At 52.4% G+C, this 21002-nt stretch carries 16 protein-coding genes; 9 read left to right on the forward strand and 7 right to left on the reverse strand.

Annotated elements, in window-relative coordinates; genetic code table 11:
• Nucleotides 1–6: 6 nt before the first annotated feature.
• From ACJJIS_RS20615 to pilG, 5 genes are all read right to left on the reverse strand, one after another.
• Nucleotides 7–6273 carry a hybrid sensor histidine kinase/response regulator gene (locus ACJJIS_RS20615; protein WP_475708948.1) on the reverse strand — a complete coding sequence of 2089 codons (6267 nt, stop codon included), beginning with the start codon at nt 6271–6273 and terminating at the stop codon, nt 7–9.
• Between the two features lie 139 nt (nt 6274–6412).
• A complete protein-coding gene (locus ACJJIS_RS20620; protein ID WP_444918797.1) occupies nt 6413–8554 on the reverse strand; it encodes a methyl-accepting chemotaxis protein in 2142 nt (713 codons plus the stop codon).
• 160 nt (nt 8555–8714) lie between these two features.
• Nucleotides 8715–9254, reverse strand: coding sequence for a chemotaxis protein CheW (locus tag ACJJIS_RS20625; protein ID WP_413664074.1), 540 nt, complete (start codon nt 9252–9254; stop codon nt 8715–8717).
• A gap of 16 nt (nt 9255–9270) precedes the next feature.
• A complete protein-coding gene (gene pilH / locus ACJJIS_RS20630) occupies nt 9271–9633 on the reverse strand; it encodes a twitching motility response regulator PilH (protein WP_108731421.1) in 363 nt (120 codons plus the stop codon).
• A gap of 235 nt (nt 9634–9868) precedes the next feature.
• Nucleotides 9869–10264 carry a twitching motility response regulator PilG gene (pilG, locus tag ACJJIS_RS20635; protein ID WP_020413651.1) on the reverse strand — a complete coding sequence of 132 codons (396 nt, stop codon included), beginning with the start codon at nt 10262–10264 and terminating at the stop codon, nt 9869–9871.
• Between the two features lie 350 nt (nt 10265–10614).
• Here pilG and gshB point away from each other — a divergent pair, with 350 nt between their 5' ends.
• The 9 genes from gshB to ACJJIS_RS20680 all read left to right on the forward strand — a co-directional run bounded on the left by gshB (nt 10615) and on the right by ACJJIS_RS20680 (nt 19228).
• The gene (gene gshB / locus ACJJIS_RS20640) at nt 10615–11571 is read left to right on the forward strand and encodes a glutathione synthase (RefSeq protein ID WP_445359309.1); all 957 of its coding nucleotides are present in this window, start codon (nt 10615–10617) and stop codon (nt 11569–11571) included.
• A 92-nt stretch (nt 11572–11663) separates the two neighbouring features.
• The gene (locus tag ACJJIS_RS20645) at nt 11664–12575 is read left to right on the forward strand and encodes an energy transducer TonB (protein ID WP_475708949.1); all 912 of its coding nucleotides are present in this window, start codon (nt 11664–11666) and stop codon (nt 12573–12575) included.
• Nucleotides 12576–12609: 34 nt separating this feature from the next.
• On the forward strand, nt 12610–13194 hold the full coding sequence (locus tag ACJJIS_RS20650; protein ID WP_282930307.1) for a YqgE/AlgH family protein: 585 nt from the start codon (nt 12610–12612) through the stop codon (nt 13192–13194).
• Nucleotides 13195–13214: 20 nt separating this feature from the next.
• The gene (gene ruvX, locus ACJJIS_RS20655; RefSeq protein WP_413664071.1) at nt 13215–13637 is read left to right on the forward strand and encodes a Holliday junction resolvase RuvX; all 423 of its coding nucleotides are present in this window, start codon (nt 13215–13217) and stop codon (nt 13635–13637) included.
• A gap of 77 nt (nt 13638–13714) precedes the next feature.
• On the forward strand, nt 13715–14632 hold the full coding sequence (hemC, locus tag ACJJIS_RS20660; protein WP_475708950.1) for a hydroxymethylbilane synthase: 918 nt from the start codon (nt 13715–13717) through the stop codon (nt 14630–14632).
• A gap of 1 nt (nt 14633) precedes the next feature.
• Nucleotides 14634–15416, forward strand: coding sequence for a uroporphyrinogen-III synthase (locus ACJJIS_RS20665; protein WP_475708951.1), 783 nt, complete (start codon nt 14634–14636; stop codon nt 15414–15416).
• A 120-nt stretch (nt 15417–15536) separates the two neighbouring features.
• The gene (locus tag ACJJIS_RS20670; protein WP_475708952.1) at nt 15537–16865 is read left to right on the forward strand and encodes a uroporphyrinogen-III C-methyltransferase; all 1329 of its coding nucleotides are present in this window, start codon (nt 15537–15539) and stop codon (nt 16863–16865) included.
• Nucleotides 16862–18112 (forward strand): heme biosynthesis HemY N-terminal domain-containing protein, encoded by a 1251-nt coding sequence (locus ACJJIS_RS20675; RefSeq protein WP_475708953.1) that lies wholly within the window; start codon nt 16862–16864, stop codon nt 18110–18112. The genes ACJJIS_RS20670 and ACJJIS_RS20675 overlap by 4 nt, the downstream gene beginning before the upstream one ends.
• A gap of 87 nt (nt 18113–18199) precedes the next feature.
• Entirely contained in the window at nt 18200–19228 is a 1029-nt protein-coding gene (locus ACJJIS_RS20680) for an alpha/beta fold hydrolase (RefSeq protein ID WP_475708954.1), read from the forward strand.
• Nucleotides 19229–19425: 197 nt separating this feature from the next.
• Here the strand turns inward: ACJJIS_RS20680 and ACJJIS_RS20685 are convergent, their stop codons facing one another.
• Nucleotides 19426–19755 carry a hypothetical protein gene (locus ACJJIS_RS20685; protein WP_413664065.1) on the reverse strand — a complete coding sequence of 110 codons (330 nt, stop codon included), beginning with the start codon at nt 19753–19755 and terminating at the stop codon, nt 19426–19428.
• A 307-nt stretch (nt 19756–20062) separates the two neighbouring features.
• Complete coding sequence (locus ACJJIS_RS20690; RefSeq protein WP_475708955.1) at nt 20063–20566, reverse strand: hypothetical protein; 504 nt, start codon at nt 20564–20566, stop codon at nt 20063–20065.
• Nucleotides 20567–21002: the final 436 nt, after the last annotated feature.

Consider the following 21002-nt stretch of genomic DNA (forward strand, 5'->3'; position numbering starts at 1 on the left):
GCCGTCTCAGCTTCCGACAGCTTCGGCATCCGCGTACTCACGAATAGCCGCCAGCAGTACATCTTCCTGGTAAGGCTTACCCAGGTAGTGGTTAACTCCCAGGGACATAGCGTGATCGCGGTGCTTATTACCGGTACGCGAAGTAATCATTACTATAGGAATATCGCGCAGGCGACTACTGGAGCGAATATGGCGGGCAACCTCGAAGCCATCCATACGCGGCATCTCAATATCCAGCAAGATCAGATCCGGGATCTTATCCTGCAGCTGGATAACCGCATCCTGACCATCCTTTGCAGTGCTAACCAGATAGCCCTCTCGCTCCAGAAAGCGCGTAGTTACCTTGCGCACTGTAACCGAGTCATCCACAACCATAACGGTCTGCTGGCGCGCCTCCTGCTCGGACTGCACTTCAGGCTCTTCCTGAATTTGAAGCTGCGGCACTTCCGGCCTTGCCAACTGAGTGGCCTGGCGACGCAGCAGGGCGTGTGCGTCGAGAATCACCACGACGCTACCATCACCAGTTACCGTTGCACCTGATACCCCTTGAACCCCGGAGAACTGCGGGCCGAGGCTTTTCACTACAATCTCGCGGCTGCCCTTAATGGCATCCACCTGTAATGCCATAGCGTGCCCTTCAGAGCGCACCAACAAAACGGGCAGTTGCATATCATCGACACTGAGTTTGGGTTGAGCACCAGACTTCAGCAGAGTACCGAAATAGCTAACCTGGTAGAGTTCTCCGGCGTATTCGAAACGCGCATCATCTGAGCGATAGTAGTGCTCCAACTCAAATGGGCTGAGGCGCACAATACCTTCGATGGTATTCAGCGGCAATGCAAACAGGTCATCGCCAATTCGCACCATCAAAGCGCGGTTAACCGAAACTGTGAACGGAAGACGAACGACAAATTCTGTTCCTGCGCCTGCCTCTGAGTTGATATGGACGCTGCCACCAATCTGCTTCAGCTCGGCGGATACAACGTCCATGCCCACACCCCGGCCAGATATCTGGGTAACTTTTTCTGCAGTGGTAAAACCGGCCTGCAGAATGAACTGAAGAATCTCATTATTCGAGAGCTCAGCATCCGGCCTCATCAGGCCATTTTCCACCGCCTTTTCACGCACCCGGATCAAATTGACACCGGCACCATCATCGCGGATGGTGAGGACTACTTCACTGCCCTCCCTTTTCAGCGCCACATCGATACGCCCACGCTCAGACTTGCCGGCAGCCAAACGCTCCTCTGGCATTTCAATGCCGTGGTCCACAGCGTTGCGCAGCATATGCTCCAGTGGCGCAACCATACGCTCCAACATGGACCGGTCCAGCTCGCCTTCAACGTTGGAGAATCCCAACTCGACCTGCTTGCCCAGCTCAGCACTTACTTGGCGCACGATGCGACGCAGGCGCGGTACCAGACGGGAGAAAGGTACCATGCGGCTGCGCATCAGACCTTCCTGCAATTCGGTATTTACTCGGGACTGCTGGAGCAACAGGGTCTCTGTATCCCGCGCCTTGTTATTCAGAGTGGAGCGCAGCTCCATCAAGTCAGATGTGGACTCCAGCAGGGAACGGGATAACTGCTGAATAGACGAGTAACGGTCCATTTCCAGCGGATCGAAGTCGCCGTCCTGTTCTGCCAACTGCTCCTGGCGGAACAGGATCTGAGCCTCGGTCTCGCGGTCAAGGCGGCGCAGCTGTTCGTTGAGACGAACCAGCGTCACATCCATCTCGTCTAGGGCGAGACCGAACTCACTCATCTGCTCTTCAAGACGACCACGGGAAATTGCAGTCTCACCGGCGAGGTTTACCAACTCCTCCAGAAGTTCAGCAGCTACACGCACCATCTCCTGGGGCTGGTTCCGGGTCGGTGCCGCTACCTCCTGCTCTGCATTACCGGCCTTGCGGATAAACGGCAAAACGTTATCGCTTTCCTGACCTACAGCGATCTCGGGCAGCTGCGTAGCAACTACATCAGCATCCGGCTGAGTACTCTCGGCCGCAATGACTTCATCACCTTGTTCCGCATCCGCTACGAGAACAGTGTCTTGAGGTTGTTCGTCTGAAACTTCAGATTCAATAACTGCTTCTGCAGCTGCCGAGTTAGCCGGCTTCTGATCCGCCCAATCGGTGCTGACCAGCTGTACAAAAGCATCAAGCTGTTCACCAGCCATCCAGGCGCGAACTGTCTCTACTCCATCGGCGAGACGATCGTGGATACCATGGGCATTGGCGAAGAAATCTGCGGAGGGCCGATCGTTGTCGCGCATGCCTTCGATCACCGTTTCAAAACGGTGAGCTACTTCACCCAACCCCATTAGGCCAGCCATACGTGCACCACCTTTAAAGGTGTGCAATACACGCTTCAGGGCCTCACCTTGCTCGCGGCCTTCCGGCTCCTCTTCCCAACTCTGGATCAGTTCCTCCAGCTCATCGGTAAGATCTCCCGCCTCCTCCATAAAGACATCGACAACATCCGGGTCAATGTCTGCCAACAACTTCTGTAAATCGACTGATTGAGCGGAATCCTGTGATGACACCTCGCTACCCGGTTGCTCGATAGCCAGGTCGCCAGCAGGTTCAACATCAGGTGCAGAGAAGGGTTCTTCAAATTGAGAAACGTCCTCAACGGCGGCCTCAACTTCTATGGCCTGCAATTGAGGAATTTCCGAATCCTCAGCTTCACCATCGAGAGATTCCCCATCGTGCGACACCTGTAATACAGGTGGCTCAATCCACTCATCAGGGGATGTTTCTGAAACCAGAAGCTCGGTTACTTCCGTGGGCTCCGGCGCCTGCTCTTCAGGCTCGGCAATAGCCAGTGCTTCGCTATCGATTCCCAGTTCATCGAGGTCGTAGTCATCTTCTGCTGATGAACTGGTTTCCTCACCCTGAGCCAGGTAGCGAAGCGCCTCTTCCACAGCTTCGCTGACTTCAGGGAGGTCTTGTGCTGCTGCTACTGCATCGATTAAATCAAGCAACTCGTTGTGTCCCTGCTCAAGAGAGGCCCATAGTGCGGGCTCCTGCTCAAGGTCACCAGCAAGGACTTTGCGATAAACATTCAGCAACAGCTCAGCGAGCTCGGCCAGGATCGGCAACTGCGCCCGGCTGGCCGCCTCCTGCAGAACATTGAGTTCGTCAGCGACCAATACAACACGACTTTTATCTGCCGGGTCGACGCGCCACTCAGTAAGCATTTGGTCTGCATCAAGTAGCACCCGCATGCCATCAGCCATCAAGACTTCGAGAAGCTGGGGATCGACCGCGCGAGGTTCATTCGCCTCGCGCTCGCGAATCAAGTGGCCTACAGAGCGCTCCTGCAATTCAGCAACGCGAGCAAGGAACTGTTCCGATTTCTCTATTGCGAGAGGCTCGGAAGAGCGAATCTGTTCCAGCACTTCACGCACATAGGTGGCGCTATCATTGATCAGATCAAAAATATCTGCATCGATAGGCACCTGATAAATACGCAGCTCTTTAGCGAAGCGCTCCAGTGGCGCCATAATTTCGGCAACCACTTTGACTTCCGCCATATGTGCGGAGCCTTTTAGTGTGTGGAGTGCCCGGTGCATTGGATCGCTCGGAACACCATACAAAGGCGCGGCAGCCTGCATATCCAGCAGATACTCATCTACGACATTGAGGTGCGTCTCTGCCTCCTGGGCAAAAATTTCCCAGAGTTGAGCCAGGTCTTCTCCGGTGTCCTCAACAACGTCAACTGCCGCGACACCGCCTGCACTTTGGGCTTCCAGATCAGCGGGCATCTCTCCCGCACTCAGCTGCTCAGCCCAAGCTTGTAACTGCAGGGTAAGCTGCTGATCGGGGTCGCTCTGTCCGTGTTTAAACGCCTCAATCATTGAGGGGAACTTCTGATACACCTGCTCAATCAGGTATACATGGGCAGGCCCGGGTTTCACACTGCCATCGATAACCCGGTTGAGCATATTCTCCACAGACCAGGCCAGTTCACCAATATCCAGGGCCTCGACCATACGGCCCGACCCCTTCAGGGTATGGAAGCCCCGACGAAACTCTACCAGGGCATCCTGATTGGCAAAATTGGCAGCCCACTCCGGGAAGTAGCAACTGATATGCGCAAGAACTTCCCCGGCTTCTTCCAGGAAGATCTCGATAATTTCATCGTCAATCAGGCTCTCAGTGTCATCACCGAGTTCCTCCGTCGTATCCGCGACCTCTGCAACTGCAGCAACCGGCTCAACCTCAGCAGACTCTACCATCGGTGCAGCTTCAATGAAGTCAGCAATCTCAGCAGGCGCTTCCTCAGCTTCAGGAGCCTCTATCCCAGTTTCAACTTCAAGTACTGGAGCAGCTTCAACCTGAGGAGCCCCATCAGAGAACCAAGACTCCTCCGGAACAGACTCTCCATCGATTTCCAGCTCGGACTCCACAACAGAATCTGCTTCATCGACAGGCAGCTGCAAAGTTATGGCAGATGACTCTTCCGCTTCTTTTTCAGCTTGAGAGTCCAGAGGTTCGTCAGAAACCACAGCGGCTTCGTCATCGGGGATTAAATCGTAATCAATAAGATCTGGCAGTTCGGGTTCTGATATCGGAGACGCTTCCAGACTGGCGTCGGCCTTACTCTCGTCGGCGATCTTCAGCGAAACGCCCAATGCTTCTACGCTATCTTCAGCCAGTGCCAAAAGCATTTCTGCATCAGCCAGACCTTCCGCACGGCGCTCCAGGTAGTATTCAACACTGGTAATGGCATCTGCCAGAGTATCCAGCATTGTCCATTCGGGCTGTTCTCCAGCCTCAATCAGGGAGTTGCCAATATAGCGATTGCAAGCGGAGATAATTTCACCCGCTCGCTGGTAACCCACCATTTCAAGGCCACCACAGACTTCCTGTAAACGCTGTGGCACACGGCTCAGGTAACTGATATCCCAGTGGCTGGCCACATACTCCATGACCGCTTCTTTTACCGCTTCCAGACCGAGTCTGGCCTCGCGTAATACAGAGTCAGTGGCGTCGCCCATAATGGGCTGCTCATCATCGACTTTTTTATTGCGATCGACGGTGGCGGCAAGCGCTGAATCGAGCTGAACCAATTCCCCGGCGGCACGCATCAGGTACTCTTCAACGTCAGTACCACGGGAAGCATCGCGAAGGTCTTCGTAGACACTGCGAGCGCGAACCCGCTGCGCCTCCAATCCCAAAATACCGAGTGTATCCGCGAGACGCTTGGCCACTGCGGCAGTGTCAGACAGCGAGGGTTGTTCTGTATCAGTTGTACTGGGCTCCAGTGCTTCACGCACCATCTGCAGTTCATCGCGCACTGCAGCAATTGCACTGCCCAGGGCCTCTGGCCCCATCGCCAATACGTCTTCAGTATCCGGGCGAGGCGTACCGGGAACTGCCTTATCTAGTGCGAAGCGCTGGTAAAGTTTTTCGCAGTGCGGCCCATTCGGGCCGGCGAGGTAGACATAAAAAAGTAGGTTGCGAAGAAAGTCCTGATCCAGGCGCGCATCCAATACCTTTGCGCCACGCCCCTGCAACAATCTGAATTCAATATCCACCTTGCGCAGTAAATGGCGCAGTGCGGGCTGTACATTAATACGGTGCTCGCCGAGCGCCTCCAAAATACCGAACAGTACTTCCCACAGGGATTGGCGGCAGCTGCCACTGTAGAGCAGCTGCATTTTTTCAATAATCTTGGTGAGGTAAGCCAGGCTTTCGCCGCTGTTTACATCCCGGATCAGACCCGCAGCCGCAACGTGATACATCTTGCGCAACTTGGTGACCAGGTCATTTAAGCGGGCGCTATCGGCGACGAGGGGCTGGCGCTTTCCAATCACCGTTGCCAATGAAGACAATTCTGGCGAGAAAAGTGCTCCTTCACTGATCAATCGCTCGCGGCGCACTGCGCGCAAGTCATTCATCAGGGGAAGTAAGAGAACGGCATTGTCACGACGCTGAAAAGAAACCTTTTCGAGGTAAAGGGGCAACTCCAGCAATGCGCGCATCAAAAATTCGCGCGTCTCGTCGGTATTTTCAACCGCACCAGTGGCCAGGGCCTGGATAAGTTGCTCCATCTCTTCTGCTAACATCGCGGCACCACTGAGCTGTGCCATATGCAAGCTACCGTGCACCTGGTGCACCAGCGACAAGCTGTTTTGCAGAAGAGAGGCACCCGCATCGGGTTCGACAGCGAACGTCTCAAGAAATTGGCGCGCTTGTGCCAAAGTCTCGTTAATTTCACCGATCAGCCAATCCAAGGCCATAAAGTTCGGGTTGTCGTGACTCACGCCAAGTCCCCAATAATTTATTCAGTACTCAAGCGCTACAGTTTTCTGCGAGAAAAACCCGCGGATTTATCGGAAGCAATTCCGTGCGCCCCTTTTGCACCCGGCCAACTTTCATAATGGCCGGGTATTATTGTGTGGGTTAGGCCAGGGCCCGGTCTTCGCGGGACTCCAATGAATGAGTATCTTCACCTTCAATAGCGAAAGTATCTGTATCCATTTCCGGCAACTCCACGTCATACAGCTCGCTGTTGCTTTCAACACTTTCCTCTTGCGGAAGTTTGAAGCCGGCAACGGATTCGCGCAGTGCACTCGCGGTCTGCGCCAGGTTACCAATGGACTGGGCGGTAGCCTGGGTACCCGCAGAGGTCTGCGAGGTAATTTCCTGAATCACGTTCATCGTGTTGGAAATGTGGCCTGCAGACGAAGCCTGCTGACGTGCAGCGTTAGAAATGTTCTGAATCAACGATGCCAGGTTGTTGGATACATTCTCAATTTCTTCCAGTGCAACACCCGCATCCTGGGCCAGACGAGCTCCACGTACCACCTCACTGGTGGTTTGTTCCATGGAGATTACCGCCTCGTTGGTATCAGACTGAATCGCTTTTACCAGACCTTCAATCTGCTTGGTTGCAGCTGCAGAGCGCTCCGCAAGTCGCTGTACCTCATCCGCTACCACCGCGAAGCCTCGACCGGCATCACCGGCCATGCTCGCCTGGATCGCGGCATTCAATGCAAGAATGTTGGTCTGGTCGGCAATGTCGTTAATCAAACTTACGATATCGCCAATTTCCTGGGAGGATTCACCCAGGCGCTTAATTCGCTTGGAGGTATCCTGAATCTGCTCGCGGATGTTATCCATGCCTTTAATGGTGTTCTGTACCACCTTGGCGCCATTACTTGCGATATGTACCGAGCGCTCGGCTACCTGGGCAGATTCGGAGGCGTTGGCAGATACCTGGTCAATGGTGACCGCCATTTCGTTAACCGCGGCAGAAGCTCCGGCAATTTCCTGTGCCTGGTGCTCAGAGGCCTCGGCCAAGTGCAGTGCAGTCTGCTGGGTTTCCTGGGACAAGCCAGATACTTCCTGTGCAGCACCATTAATCCGCGATACCAGCACACGCAGCTGGTCAATAGTAAAGTTAATGGAGTCGGCAATCGCACCAGTAAAGGCTTCGGTTACCGTTGCAGAGGTGGTCAAGTCACCGTCGGCGAGGTCGGCCAGCTCGTCCAGCAACTGCATAATCGCGTGCTGGTTACGCTCGTTGGTATCTTCCTCTTTTTTCAGGTTTCGGCGGGTACCGGAGAATGCCATCGCCATCATACCGAAGATCAACAAAACGAAGACCAAAGCCAGTGCAGCAATGGTCAAGTTGTTGGGCTGGCGATCATCTGAAAGGTTTACGATTCGGTCATTCAGCGTACTCAATGCTTCGATCAGCTGGGGAGATGACGCGATAATGCCGTCAGAGGCCTGGCGGGTAGCAAACAGGGCTGGAGTTGCTTCGAAGATATCCCGTACGGAGGTGCTTACAAAGCCGAACAGCTCAGTAATTTCATCCAATGAGTGGCGAGCCTCTTCATCGGTGATACGGGAAATCCCCATCACCACATCGCCGCTCTTCATACCGTCAACCACCTTACCGAAAAGACTGGCGTCGGTATTAAACTGGTCAGCGGCGGCTTCAGCATCATCGCCACCTTGGAGCATTTTATCGATATTTCGACCAATACGCTCCGCACGCCAAACCTGCAACTGGGCCTGTTCCACCTGATTTGCCGGGGCGTTGTTAGCCAGCAGAATTTCTACAATATTGTTGTGCTCAGCCTGTAATTCCGGAAGCGAGTCACTCAGCGTTGAAGCGATATCGTTAAGAAATACGATGGTTTCCTGGTTGCCGATAATCGTATCGACCTGCTCGCGCAAGCTGCGCCAAACCTGATCGTAAGCAGACAACTGAGCACCCAGGGCGCGGCGACTATTGTCATCCATTCGCTGAAGCTGGTTCCAGGCATTAGCCATTTCTTCGGTAACATTTTCCAGCTCGGTAAAGGCCTCACTATCGCCTGCGGTTGCCGCCGGCGCATAGGAAACTACCTGATAGGAAAGGGCCCGCAACTCGGCGACTTGCTGCAGGTACTCTTTATCCTGCTCGTCTCGAGTCTGTACCAAATAAATACTGACAATAAGCCCCGCCAGCGTGGCGAGTACCAGTAGACCTAATACCAGCGCGGCAGGGTTACTGCGCAGCGCGGAAAAGGAACTCTGGGAGCCTGGTTTCATAATTTACTCCTAGCGGGCCATTGCATTAGGCCGGTTTAATACCACTTTAGTTTTAACGCTTTAATGACAAGACCCCTCAGTCAGTGCTGTACATCCCTGCACTAATTGCGGGCCATCCGGTCGACCACCCTCGGCTACCGGAAAGAAAGAACTGGATTAGTCAGCGTAAAGCTGCATCCATAAAACGCGCATCCTTGATCAGTGCCCGCATATCGAGAACGAGCCAACGATGCTGCTGTAAAACAAACTGGCCGTGCACCATTGGCGCAAATGGTTCACTCAAATCTGTCGGTGCCTCACGGGCATACTCAAACGCCAAGTGCTGCATCCCAAACAATTTATCCACGATAAGCCCCACGTAGGTCTTATCCCTCTCGAGCACCAAAACACGACGTTGCTGGCGCGGACCTGAGAGGTAGCCGCCATAAAAAGCTGCGAGATCAATAAGGGGAAGCAGGCGACCACGAACATTAGAGACGCCTTTTACCCAAGGCTGAACGCCCGGAATAAAGGTGTGCTGTGGCACTTCGAGCAATTCCACAACGTCATCCATGGAGGCGACAAAGTGGTTATCCAGAAGAGAGAAACCGATACCGGTCCAGTAGGGTTTGATTTCCCGGCGGCCAGGCAGGCCAGTGGCCTGCGCTTTGGCGCGCCGTGCAATATCAACCAGAGCTAAATAAGGTGTTTGTGACTGCACTTTTCGCAGCTGGCTATTAGGCCAACACCTCCCCGATCGCATCCAGCAATTTGCTCTCATCGACAGGTTTGGTCAGGTAAGCCCTGGCTCCCTGGCGCATACCCCAGACACGGTCTGTATCCTGATCTTTGGTAGTTACCATAATGATCGGAATTTCACCGGTATTGCTGTCTTTGCTCAATTGGCGGGTGGCCTGGAAACCGTTGAGACCCGGCATCACAATATCCATCAGGATCAGGTCGGGGCGTTCGGCGCGGGCTACTTCAACTCCGCTTTCACCGTTTGGAGCGGTGATTACTGCGTGGCCATTTTTTTCAAGAATGGTTGTCAGCTTATGTGTTTCTGTAGGAGAGTCATCAACTATTAGTACTCTTGCCATCATTTCCCCCATGACATCTTTTCGGCAACAACTACTGCGCTCGGCGGTTTTTGTTGTGATTATCCTCGCTAGCATGTGCCGAGATGCACTATGACTACCGATAGTGTGGGTACAAAAATCAACCGGTATGTAACAACCGGAAAATCTGTACTCAAATTAAATTTTGGTACCGAGCTTGTGGGCACAATGCCCACAATGGAGTCCGTTATCTATATTTTCTTTTTCTGTAGGCCACTTATGCGGCATGGTGCGGCTTGGCATGAGCGGAAATAGCACCCAGCAGCTCGCTCTTACTAAAAGGTTTGGTCAGATATTGATCGCAACCAACAACACGCCCTTTTGCCTTATCGAACAAACCGTCCTTACTCGACAACATTACAACAGGGGTGGAGCGGAATTCGCTGTTATTTTTTATTAACGCACATGTTTGATAGCCATCCAGGCGCGGCATCATAATATCGACAAAAATGACATCCGGACGGGAGTCCGCGATTTTTGCTAACGCATCAAAACCGTCTGTCGCGGTGACCACGGTACAGCCCGCCTTTTGCAGCAACGTCTCCGCAGTGCGGCGAATTGTCTTACTGTCGTCGATCACCATGACAGTCAGACTTTCCCAGTTAAGCTCCATAGTCTTTTTTGAATCCCCTGTTTACTTATTTTCGGGCACGCGAAAACTTTAGTTGCGCCCTTTTTTCAAACCGCTTGCGGGGTCCGGGCGCCTAGCCTGGCGAAGGTCGCACGCTGAGACGAACTTTTATCACAGAACCCCAGGCGAATCTAGCTGAGTCGACACACTGCAGGCGACGCAGTTCAAATTATCACCACTTATACATTCATTGGAGGTATTGCGTTAAGAAGGTTGCACCTTCGCAAAGCTGCTCTTACCTTATCTATCCAACAACGCTGGTAGCGGCCACAAATTTGGGAGCAAAACCAGTGATAACTGGGATAGAAATACCCAACGATTTGGAAACCCGTATGAATTATTCCCTCGGTGTGGTGATGGACCCCATCGCCCAGATCAATTTTAAAAAAGATACGACGCTTGCACTGTTACAAGCCGCACAAGATTGTGGTTTCCAGCTATTTTATTTCGAGCAGAGCCATCTTTACCTGGAGAATGGGCGCGCAACTGGGCGCGGCTGCCCTATGCAGGTTTTTGATGATGAGAATCGTTGGTTTTCTCTGGAAGAGTCCAGAGAAATGCCTCTCGGCGAGCTGGATGTAATCCTGATGCGTGTCGACCCCCCCTTTGATAATGAATATATTTATTCCACTTATATTCTCGAAGCCGCAGAGCGCGAAGGTGCAACGGTAGTCAACAAGCCCCAGGCGCTACGCGACTGTAATGAGAAAATTTTTGCGACAAGTTTCCCCCAGTGCTGCCCACCGGTTCTAGTCAGTCGCGATATGGCCAAGCTGCGGGAATTTCACCGAACTCATCAAGATGTCATTTTTAAACCTCTAGACGGTATGGGCGGTGCGGGCATCTTTCATTGCAAACCGGACGGCGCCAACTTGGGAGCAATTCTGGAAATGCTTACCGAGCACGGCCGCCAGCAGATTATGGCGCAGCGTTACATCCCCGAAATCAAAGACGGTGACAAGCGTATCCTGGTCGTTAACGGTGAAGCGATTCCCTATTGCTTGGCGCGAATTCCGGAAGCGGGCGAGACTCGCGGCAATCTTGCAGCCGGCGGGCGCGGCGAAGCACGCCCTCTGACCGATAGAGATCGTTGGATCGTTGAGCAAGTCGCTCCCACTTTGAAGGAAAAAGGTCTGTTATTTGTCGGGCTGGACGTTATTGGTGACTACCTAACAGAAATTAACGTTACCAGTCCCACTTGTGTACGGGAAATTGATGCCGCTTACAATACGGACATAGGCGCGCGACTAATGAGCGGCATCACACACCTGCTGGCACAAAAAAGGTAAACTGGGCGTTTGATAACTCTCAGGGCGGTTTACCACTGAGAACAAGGCTGTGTGAAACGCACGCCCGAATAAGTAGTAGTTGATAATAGATAATGAATTCCTCTGCCAACGCGACACAGTTTCATGCAATGCAGCGTGAACGCTTTGTGTTCTCATTATTTCTAGCCGCCGCGTTACATGCGCTAATTGTTTTCGGAGTGGCTTTTGCTGCTCCGAAAGGTGCACAGGCGCCACCGACACTTGAAGTCACACTTTCTTTGCAAAATTCCGCTCAGGCCCCAGAGGATGCTGACTACTTTGCACAGCACAACCAATTAGCCAGTGGTACCGCAGACTCTCGGAAAGAGTTATCCACTAAGCGCCGTGCCGAGTTTGCCGATACGCAAATTCATCGCGTGACGCCTTTGCCACAACAACAATCTGCGCGGCCAGCAGAGCAGCGCCGCCTGTTAATTACCACAGTTGGTGAGAGCCCGGTTCAGGCTCCTGAACTTTCGGCAGAAGATAAGTTATCCGAGGAAAAGCGCGGCGACGCACCCAATGACCTGCCATTGAGCAACCCTAAAATAGCTAGCCTAGAGGCGCGTCTCGATAAAATTCGCCAAACTATTGCCGAGCGCCCCCGAGTACGCAGATTGACATCTGTAGCTACCAGAGCCTCAGCCGATGCCGCTTATTTACATGAATGGCGCCAGAAGATAGAAGCTGTTGGCAGTGATAACTTTCCCGAAGAGGCCTTGGAAAAACAAATTAGTGGCGAGTTACGCATGATGGTGCGGTTGCTTCCCACCGGAGCCGTCGAGAAGGTTGTTATTCTTCAATCCTCCGGGGAGCGCATTCTCGATGATGCGGCCCAACAAATTGTGCGTCTGGCTGCTCCCTTCGCTCCCTTCCCAGTAGAGATCAAGAACGAGGTTGATCGACTAGAAATTATCCGTACCTGGCAATTCGAAAGAACCGGGGGACTTACTACTTCTGCGGGGGATCTGCCCAGCCGAGGCTAAAATGGGCTTTCAACTGGCGGTTTATTACTGATCTATGCCTAATTCGAATATCGATAGCGACCTGACTCACGGAAACCTGCGCGGCCAGTTCCTTCTGGCTATGCCCGGTATGGAGGACCCGCGCTTCAAACACGCTATCGCACTGATTGTTGAGCACAATAGCGACGGTGCCATGGGCATAGTGATCAATATGCCCAGTAAAGTGCACTGGCACGAGGTATTCGAGCAGCTGTCTCTGGAGGATCTCAGCTTGCGCGGTGACGAACCAGTTCTACTGGGCGGCCCTATGTCACCAGAGCAGGGATTTGTACTGCACGGCACCGGCATGCACTTCGACTCTACCACCGAAATCAATTCAGATATCAGCCTGACTGCCTCCAAGGACATTCTCGAATCCCTCGCCGCAGGGCGCGGCCCTGACGATGTACTACTCGCCCTCGGCTACGCGGGCTGGGGGCCCGGTCAGTTGGAGCAGGAGCTGACAGAAAACGCCTGGCTGACACTGCCGGCAGAGCCCGAAACCCTATTCGCCACACCGGTCGAAAAACGCTGGCAAAGCGCCGCCGCCCGCCACGGCATCGATCTTTCCGGCCTCGGCTCCCAAGCTGGCCACGCCTAACAGAAAAATTACTGACCCCTATGAATAAACCCGTCACAGCGCTAGCTTTTGACTTTGGAACCCGTTCTATTGGCGTAGCTTACGGCCAGAGCCTTACCGGTGGAGCACGGGAACTGGCCCCACTGCCCGCCAAAGATGGCAAACCCAATTGGGACTCCGTCGAAGGCCTGATCAAAGAGTGGCAGCCCCACCTTTTACTGGTTGGCCTCCCCCTCAATATGGATGGCAGCGAAAGTGAATTTGGCGTGCGTGCGCGAAAATTCAGTCAGCGCCTGCACGGTCGCTATGGACTACCGGTAGAGCTCATTGACGAGCGTTTAAGCACCCGAGCCGCCAAGGAAGAGGCCAACGAACGCGGACATCGTGGCAACTACGCACAAGACCCAGTGGACTCAATAGCCGCACGGATAATTCTCGAAGACTGGCTGCGCACCAGGGGCTAGCCCCTCGGCTACAGAGAACCTCACGGCATTGCGACTCTGTTAGAATGGCCGCTTCAACCAATAAGTGATTGAGCCGCATGTCTATAGATCGTATTCGCATTGCCACCCGACAGAGTGCTTTGGCTCTGTGGCAGGCCAACTATGTCAAAGACCGCCTGCAACAGGCGCATCCCGAACTTCTTATCGAGTTACTGCCCCTGACCAGCCGGGGTGACCAGGTTTTGGACATCCCACTAACCAAAGTGGGTGGCAAAGGCCTGTTCGTTAAAGAACTGGAAGTGGCGATGCTCGAAGGCCGTGCGGACATCGCAGTTCACTCGATGAAAGATGTCCCCATGGAATTCCCCGAAGGACTTCACCTGCCGATTATTTGCGAGCGTGAAGACCCCCGCGATGCCTTTGTCAGTAATCTTTATGACAGCCTTGATGACCTGCCCCAGGGAGCAGTAGTCGGCACTTCCAGCTTGCGCCGACAGTGCCAATTACTTGCCCGTCGCCCGGACATCAAAGTCACCTTTTTACGGGGCAATGTGAATACCCGACTGACCAAGCTGGATGCCGGCGATTACGACGCAATCATCCTCGCTGCGGCCGGACTGCTGCGACTTGAGATGCCGGAACGCATCCGCAGCTTCCTGGCAACAGACATCCTGCTCCCCGCTGGTGGACAGGGCGCAGTGGGTATCGAGTCGCGCCGCGATAGCGAACTGGAAGCCTTGATCCAACCGCTCCACTGTCCGGAAACCGCAGCCCGACTCAGTGCGGAGCGCGCCCTGGTTAAGCGCCTCAACGGCGGCTGCCAAGTGCCTATCGGCTGCTACGCCGAGCTGGATGGTGACACCCTGTGGTTGCGCGGACTCGTTGGCAGTCCCGATGGCAAAACCATGATACATGCCGACAGTCGCGGCCCTGCCGCTGAGGGAGAGCGACTGGGTACTGAGCTCGCGGAACAGTTACTGGCCGATGGTGCCGATAAAATCCTCGCCGCTATCTGACATGAGCGATCTCACCTCCGACCTGCTGCAGGGCAAACGTATTCTCAGTACGCGGCCAACGCAGCAGGCTGATAACTGGTGTGCGCTACTGCGCAGCCTGGGGGCCCAGGTAGATAACATCCCCATGCTCGGCATAGAGCCAATTGAGGATCAAGCTGCCATACAGGCCTTAAAAAACTCAATTCTCGATTTCGATCAAACGGATGTCGCGATCTTTGTTTCCCAGAACGCCGTGCGCTACGGCATAGACTGGCTTGAAGATTATTGGCCACAGTTTCCCCAGGGTCCTCGCTTTCTGGCGATCGGCGCGGCAACCGCAAGCGCCCTGGAGAAGCGCGGTATACCCTGCGAGCAAAGTGGCAATACGATGAACTCCGAGGAGTTGCTGCGCCTACCCTGGTTACAGCAGTTGGACGGGAAAAGAGTCCTTATTTTTCGTGGCTCCGGTGGCCGCCCTCTTATCGGCGACACCTTGAGTGATAGGGGTGCGCGAGTAACTTATTGCGAACTCTATCGGAGAGTGCTGCCACCGGAGGCTGCAACCTCCCTGGCTGAGTATAAATTCCAACCCGATATTATCAGTGTGCACAGCGGTGAAACACTCGATAACCTGGTTACCTGTATCCGCCAGATAAACCGCAATACACTCTTTGAAACCGCTCTTATCTGCCCGAGTATACGAGTTGCCACTCGGGCAAATGAGCTTGGTTTTGCCCATTGCTATAGCGCGCTAAATGCCGGCGATAACGCTATGCTGGAAACACTGCGTAAAGCCCTCGGCTGATTTGCAATCGAATTCTCGACCGCTTTGCGCTAAAAATCTTAAAACGGCGTTTAGCCCGCTATTAAGGCTCGCGCCACTCGTTATAATCTGACGACATTTTCCACCTGCGCCGCCATACCCATGACCGATAAAAAAGATCAAAATATAGCCGCGACCAATGAGCCCCCGGAAAACACAAAGCCTGTAAAAGGCAAAAGTAATTTCGCCAAAGCCTCAGAGGAAAAAGCCTCTACTGGTAAAGCCAGCGGCGGTGCTGCGGCCAGTAGATCCAATGGGCTGTGGTGGTGGCTACTGTTCATCCTCATTTTGATTGCTGTGGCCTCACTGGCCTGGTTTAACTCTCCTCAGCTGCGCGAACACCTTGGCGCTTACCTCAACTATCTACCCGGAAAAACGGCAGTCCCGGAGAGCACCACCACTATTACCCCTGCAACGGAAGTGCCGGCTGCCGCTGAAAACACCACCCAAGCGCCGACCTCCAATACCACTTCGGAAACCCCTGCTGCTACCCCAGCCCCAACTGAACCCCAAACCCCAGATTATTCCGGGGAGTTCAGTCAGCTGGAGCAGGCCGATACCAATTTACGCAATCAACTGGAGCGACAAAATCGCACTATCGCCCAACTGCAGCAGCAACTGGCTTCCATGCAGCGCAGTGTCACCGCACAGGGAAACCGTTTGGGTCAGCTGGGAAATGTAAGCCGCGACGATTGGCAATTGGCTGAGGCAGATTACCTGTTGCGTCTAGCCAACCAACGCCTGCTTCTCGAAGACGATAGTCGCGCTGCGCTGGGGCTGGTCGTCCGCGTGGACGAGATATTGCGCGATGTGGACTTACCGGATCTATACGGAGTACGCCAACAGCTTGCCCGCGATATCACCTCACTGAAACTGGTCCAAAACATCGATCGCCAGGGTTTATACCTCCGTCTCAGCGCCTTGGAAGAACAGCTAATCCGCACAAATATTCAACCACAATTCGATATGGCTTCGGCAGAACAAACCAGTGAAGAGCAGCCCAGCATTGAGGAGAGTGCCCCCCTGTGGAAGCGGGAGTGGCACAACTTCACCCGCTTTATGCGCGAATCGGTACGCCCCATTGATGGAGACATCAATCCGGTAATGCTGTCCCCTCAGAGTGAAGCTCGCTTTCGCCAGACTCTGCGCCTTTATATGGAGCAGGCCCAACTGGCATTGCTTCGCGGCGATACCACGGTTTACAGGGACGCTCTGGATAGTGCGCGGTCGCTACTACTCAGTTACGGCACTGCCAGTCCGCAGCGCGATGCGCTGGCCCAACAACTAACGGAACTTAGCAAACAGCGTATCCAGGTCGAAATGCCTGACCTCAGCGCCTCCCAGCTTGCCCTGCGCAATTATATTGAGCGCTTACACAAAACATCCGGCACCGCCACACCAACTGCCTCGCAACAGGAGGAGAACCAGTGAAAAAACTGTTCTTCACCGCTCTGGTACTACTGCTGCTCGGCGCTTTTCTACCGGAGGCTATTAACAATTATCCCGGCTACCTGGTAATCGGTATTGGCGGTGAGCTGAATAAAGGCTACGAGATGAACCTCTGGTTCGCAATTTTCTCGCTGGCAGCAGCTCTAATTATCCTCTTCTTTGCCATTTGGCTGGCTCGCAGTATCTTTCGCGGATTCCGAGGTAGTGTCGACCGGCTGAGGTTTGGTCGCCAGCGTGTAGCGCGTCGGCGCTTGACCAGCGGTTTGGTGGAGTTTATGGAGGGCAACTGGTCCCGGGCGCGCCGTCAGCTGCTGAAGAGTGCCCCTCGATCTGAAGCCCCGCTGATCAATTATTTGGCGGCAGCGCGCAGCGCCTTTGAGCTGGGCTTTCGTGAGGAGGCCAATGAGTTACTCGCCAAAGCGGAGGCCTGTGGTGAAGATACCCGCCTGGCTGTAGCCCTAAGCCAAGCTCGTATGCAGCTCCTGGATAAACATTACGAGCAGTGTATTGCCAGCCTGGAGCGCGCCAAGCAGCTCGAGCCGAAACATCCTGCCCTGTTACAACTTCTCAAGCAGGCTTATTACCTTCTGGGTGACTGGAGCCGTCTTCGCGCACTACTGCCCGAATTGGAGAAACATGCGAACATGCCCGAAGCAGAGCTACACCAGCTCGAACTCGAGGTGTATCAACATCAGCTGACCGAAGCAGCTAATCGCAAAGATGTCGATAAATTACACGATACCTGGCAAAGCCTGAGTGGCCGCTGGCAACGCAACGAAGCCCTGCGCAGTCTCTACGCACAGCAACTGCATCGGATTGGCGAAGACACAGAGGCAGAGAAGCATTTGCGCTGGCTACTCAATCGAGCTTGGGACCCCAATCTTGCCGAACTCTACGGCTGCCTGGTGGGGGCCGCCCCTGCGGCACAAATATCAGCAGCTGAAGGTTGGCTGAAAGAGTATGGGGAGAGTGCCGCACTGCTAACCTGTCTCGGACGCCTCTCAATGCGCAATGAACTTTGGGGCAAAGCGCAGCAGTATTTCGAGAAAAGCCTGTTGTTGCGCCAAGATCCCGCTACCTCCGCTGAACTGGCTCGCCTATTTCAATCCCTTGGGGAAAAAGACAAAGCAGCAAAACTCTATGAGGAAGGTTTGCTACAAGCAGTCAAGGACTTGCCCCAGTTGCCTATGCCCAGCCAGGGCACTCCCCTACTAGGCGCACACGCCTGAGTCATCCCCCTGAAAGGCCGACGGGCCTTTCAGCCACTCCCCAATTGCGCCTATAGTGAACTCCCGTTTACCAATAAGGACATGGCTGTGACCCTCTTTGTGCGCTACATAGTTGCCTTACTTTTTACCGCCAGTGTGTTTTTTACCGGCCATGCATCTGCTGAATATTCAGTAACACCTCAAGATAAAGCCTTAACTGATTACGAATATCCCTATCCAGTTCATCACTTTCATTTCGAACAACAGGGGCAACCACTGGCAATGGCCTTTATGGATGTACCGCCTACAGAGGGTAGAGATGCAAGAGGCACGGTACTCCTGTTACACGGTAAGAATTTTTCGGCGGCTTATTGGAAGGAGACTATCTCCCAACTCAGTCAGCTAGGGTACCGGGTTATAGCACCGGACCAGATCGGTTTCGGAAAATCCAGTAAACCGCTTACCCAATATACTTTTCAGGGGCTTAGCAACAATACCAAAGTTTTATTGGATAAATTGAAAATAAGAGAAGTTATGGTAGTTGGGCACTCTATGGGAGGTATGCTGGCTACCCGGTTTACCCTGATGTACCCGGAGCGAGTCAAAAAGTTAGCACTTGTAAACCCTATAGGCCTTGAAGACTGGAAGCGATGGATTCCCTATGAACCTTTGGACAAAGCCATTACTCGCGAGAAAAAACAAACGCCAGAATCTATCAAACGCTACATGAGTAAAGCCTACTTTTCTGAGCAGTGGCGCGAAGAATATAACCCGCTACTGGATATTCAAGCTGGCTGGACCCTGGGACCCGATGCGGCTCATATGGCAACCGTGGATGCCCTAACCTCCGAAATGGTATTCACTCAACCGGTACTTTATGAGTTTGCCAATATCAAGGTGCCCACCCTACTGATTATAGGTACCCGAGATCGAACAGCTATTGGCCGCGCCCGCGCGCCTGAAGCTGTACAAGAAAAATTAGGCTGGTACGATCAATTAGGAAAGCGTACAGCAGCAGAAATCCCCAAAGCCGAATTAGTTGAGATGGAGGGGGTTGGACATTTACCCCAGTTCGAAGCCTTTCCAACTTATATTGATGTTTTAAGTAAATTTCTTGCGGCTCCTATTGGAAAGTAGGACCTACAGCCTGCCCAATAGAAACCCTATCCAGGAAACACATCATTGGCACGGAGACTGATGTGTAGAGCATCCATTTTTCAGAAAGTTATAGCTTGTACGCTAGGAAACTATTAGTAATCAATGATAGTGCAAATGGCGATTTAACATTCAATAAGTCGCCGCTTGCAGACTTTCTACGAGAATTTATTTCGTTCTTAAACAGCCCAGGGCAAGCCCACAAAAAGTAGCATGGCAAAATAAGTAATTACCCCTTGTAAAAGTGCAATTAGAATAGCCTTTAAAAAACCCGTACCAAGTACCAGCATATAGGCAATAGCAGCCAGGGGAATTGTCATTAAAATTCCAGCGCTATCCGTCACACCCGGCAACATGCCGCCAACAATTCTTTGAATAATTAGGGCCAACAGCAAAGCGAAAAGACAATAAAATACACCCGTATTTTTCGCCCCCAACATGGCAGCTGCCAACTTCAGAGGCAGAACAAGAACTGCCACCATAATAATTACAAAAATAATTAATTCCATTTGTTACCTCTCCATTTAATTTTAGTTATTTACTCACTTCCAACTTCTACCGTTTCCCAACCCCAGGAATTAGATATCCACTTGTTTTCAATGCAGCATGTCGTCATACGCAAAAACACAACCCGGACACAGCCTGCATTGTCACCCCATGCCAATATAATGGCAGCAGCATGCAAATTCAGTCGCGAATCATACTTATATAAACCAAAACCACAATAAAGTTCACAAATAAAAAAGCTGGCGCGAATTTCGCTCCAGCTTTGAGAAATAATACATCTAAACTATCAGTTAATAACGATTTGGCAGCTTATTTACGTACCAGGGTCAGGGATGAGGGTAACTGCTCCCCGTTCTTCAAGTAAGTCTCTTCCCGCTGTAACTTGCCGTTACCTAACCAGGTAAAAGAAAGGCTATCCAGACGACTCTTACCGTCCAAAGTAAAATTAGTTACATCCTTGAAAGAGAATGCCAAAATATCTTCAGCACTATTTTTTTGCCAGCTTAACCTGGGCTGATTACCCTGGGGGCAATAGTGCGTCACTATTAAATTATCGTTATCCAAGTGGTAGGCCGTCAGGGAATGTTGGTGCCCGTTATAGAGCCAACTTTCCAGTACCACACTTCCCCCAGCTGTATCAGTAAAACTAATAACAAAATCGTCATTTTCCGTCCCTTCCTCTCTCCATTCTCCAGCTAGCCCTTTGATCTTCTCAAAAATTGCCTCTGCATCATTATCCTGGCTGGCAATCACAGGCTGAAATATTGCTATCCCCAAAAATAGAACTACTAGTTTTGATAAATTTCCTATCATATTCCTGTCCAACCTTAGAAAAATACACAACAAGCCCCCTCAAAATAGAAATTTCGGGAGTGGGCATTCCACAGTTGTTTTTTTATATTTTCATGAGACGAATAGCAATACGCTTCATCGCATTGGCCGAGTTAATATCCATATCTCTGTTTATCAAGAACATTAATTATATTTAATTTCCAATTCAAAAATAAATGGCGACAAATACGCTCGGATTAGCCCCCACACTTTTATTCTGGCAATGGCTATTCAAGGTATGGCTGCATACCAATTAACTACAGATATAAACTCTTCGATATTGTTATTTCCAGTATTTTATTCCTGTTCACTTGGTACTAATACCAAAATACGAAAACAACTATCTCTATCAGGCGTACTAAATAAATTCTCCTCATTAAAGCATTCCTTATAGTTAATTCAGAGCCACGGTCGAACC

This window comes from Microbulbifer maximicatervae (SeqCode) (assembly GCF_056231245.1).

Coding starts and splice junctions, on each gene's coding strand:
- ACJJIS_RS20620 (WP_444918797.1), bottom strand. CDS start 8,554: ATGAAACCAGGCTCCCAGAGTTCCTTTTCCGCGCTGCGCAGTAACCCT.
- pilH (WP_108731421.1), bottom strand. CDS start 9,633: ATGGCAAGAGTACTAATAGTTGATGACTCTCCTACAGAAACACATAAG.
- pilG (WP_020413651.1), bottom strand. CDS start 10,264: ATGGAGCTTAACTGGGAAAGTCTGACTGTCATGGTGATCGACGACAGT.
- gshB (WP_445359309.1), top strand. CDS start 10,615: ATGAATTATTCCCTCGGTGTGGTGATGGACCCCATCGCCCAGATCAAT.
- ACJJIS_RS20645 (WP_475708949.1), top strand. CDS start 11,664: ATGAATTCCTCTGCCAACGCGACACAGTTTCATGCAATGCAGCGTGAA.
- ACJJIS_RS20650 (WP_282930307.1), top strand. CDS start 12,610: ATGCCTAATTCGAATATCGATAGCGACCTGACTCACGGAAACCTGCGC.
- ruvX (WP_413664071.1), top strand. CDS start 13,215: ATGAATAAACCCGTCACAGCGCTAGCTTTTGACTTTGGAACCCGTTCT.
- hemC (WP_475708950.1), top strand. CDS start 13,715: ATGTCTATAGATCGTATTCGCATTGCCACCCGACAGAGTGCTTTGGCT.
- ACJJIS_RS20665 (WP_475708951.1), top strand. CDS start 14,634: ATGAGCGATCTCACCTCCGACCTGCTGCAGGGCAAACGTATTCTCAGT.
- ACJJIS_RS20670 (WP_475708952.1), top strand. CDS start 15,537: ATGACCGATAAAAAAGATCAAAATATAGCCGCGACCAATGAGCCCCCG.
- ACJJIS_RS20685 (WP_413664065.1), bottom strand. CDS start 19,755: ATGGAATTAATTATTTTTGTAATTATTATGGTGGCAGTTCTTGTTCTG.
- ACJJIS_RS20690 (WP_475708955.1), bottom strand. CDS start 20,566: ATGATAGGAAATTTATCAAAACTAGTAGTTCTATTTTTGGGGATAGCA.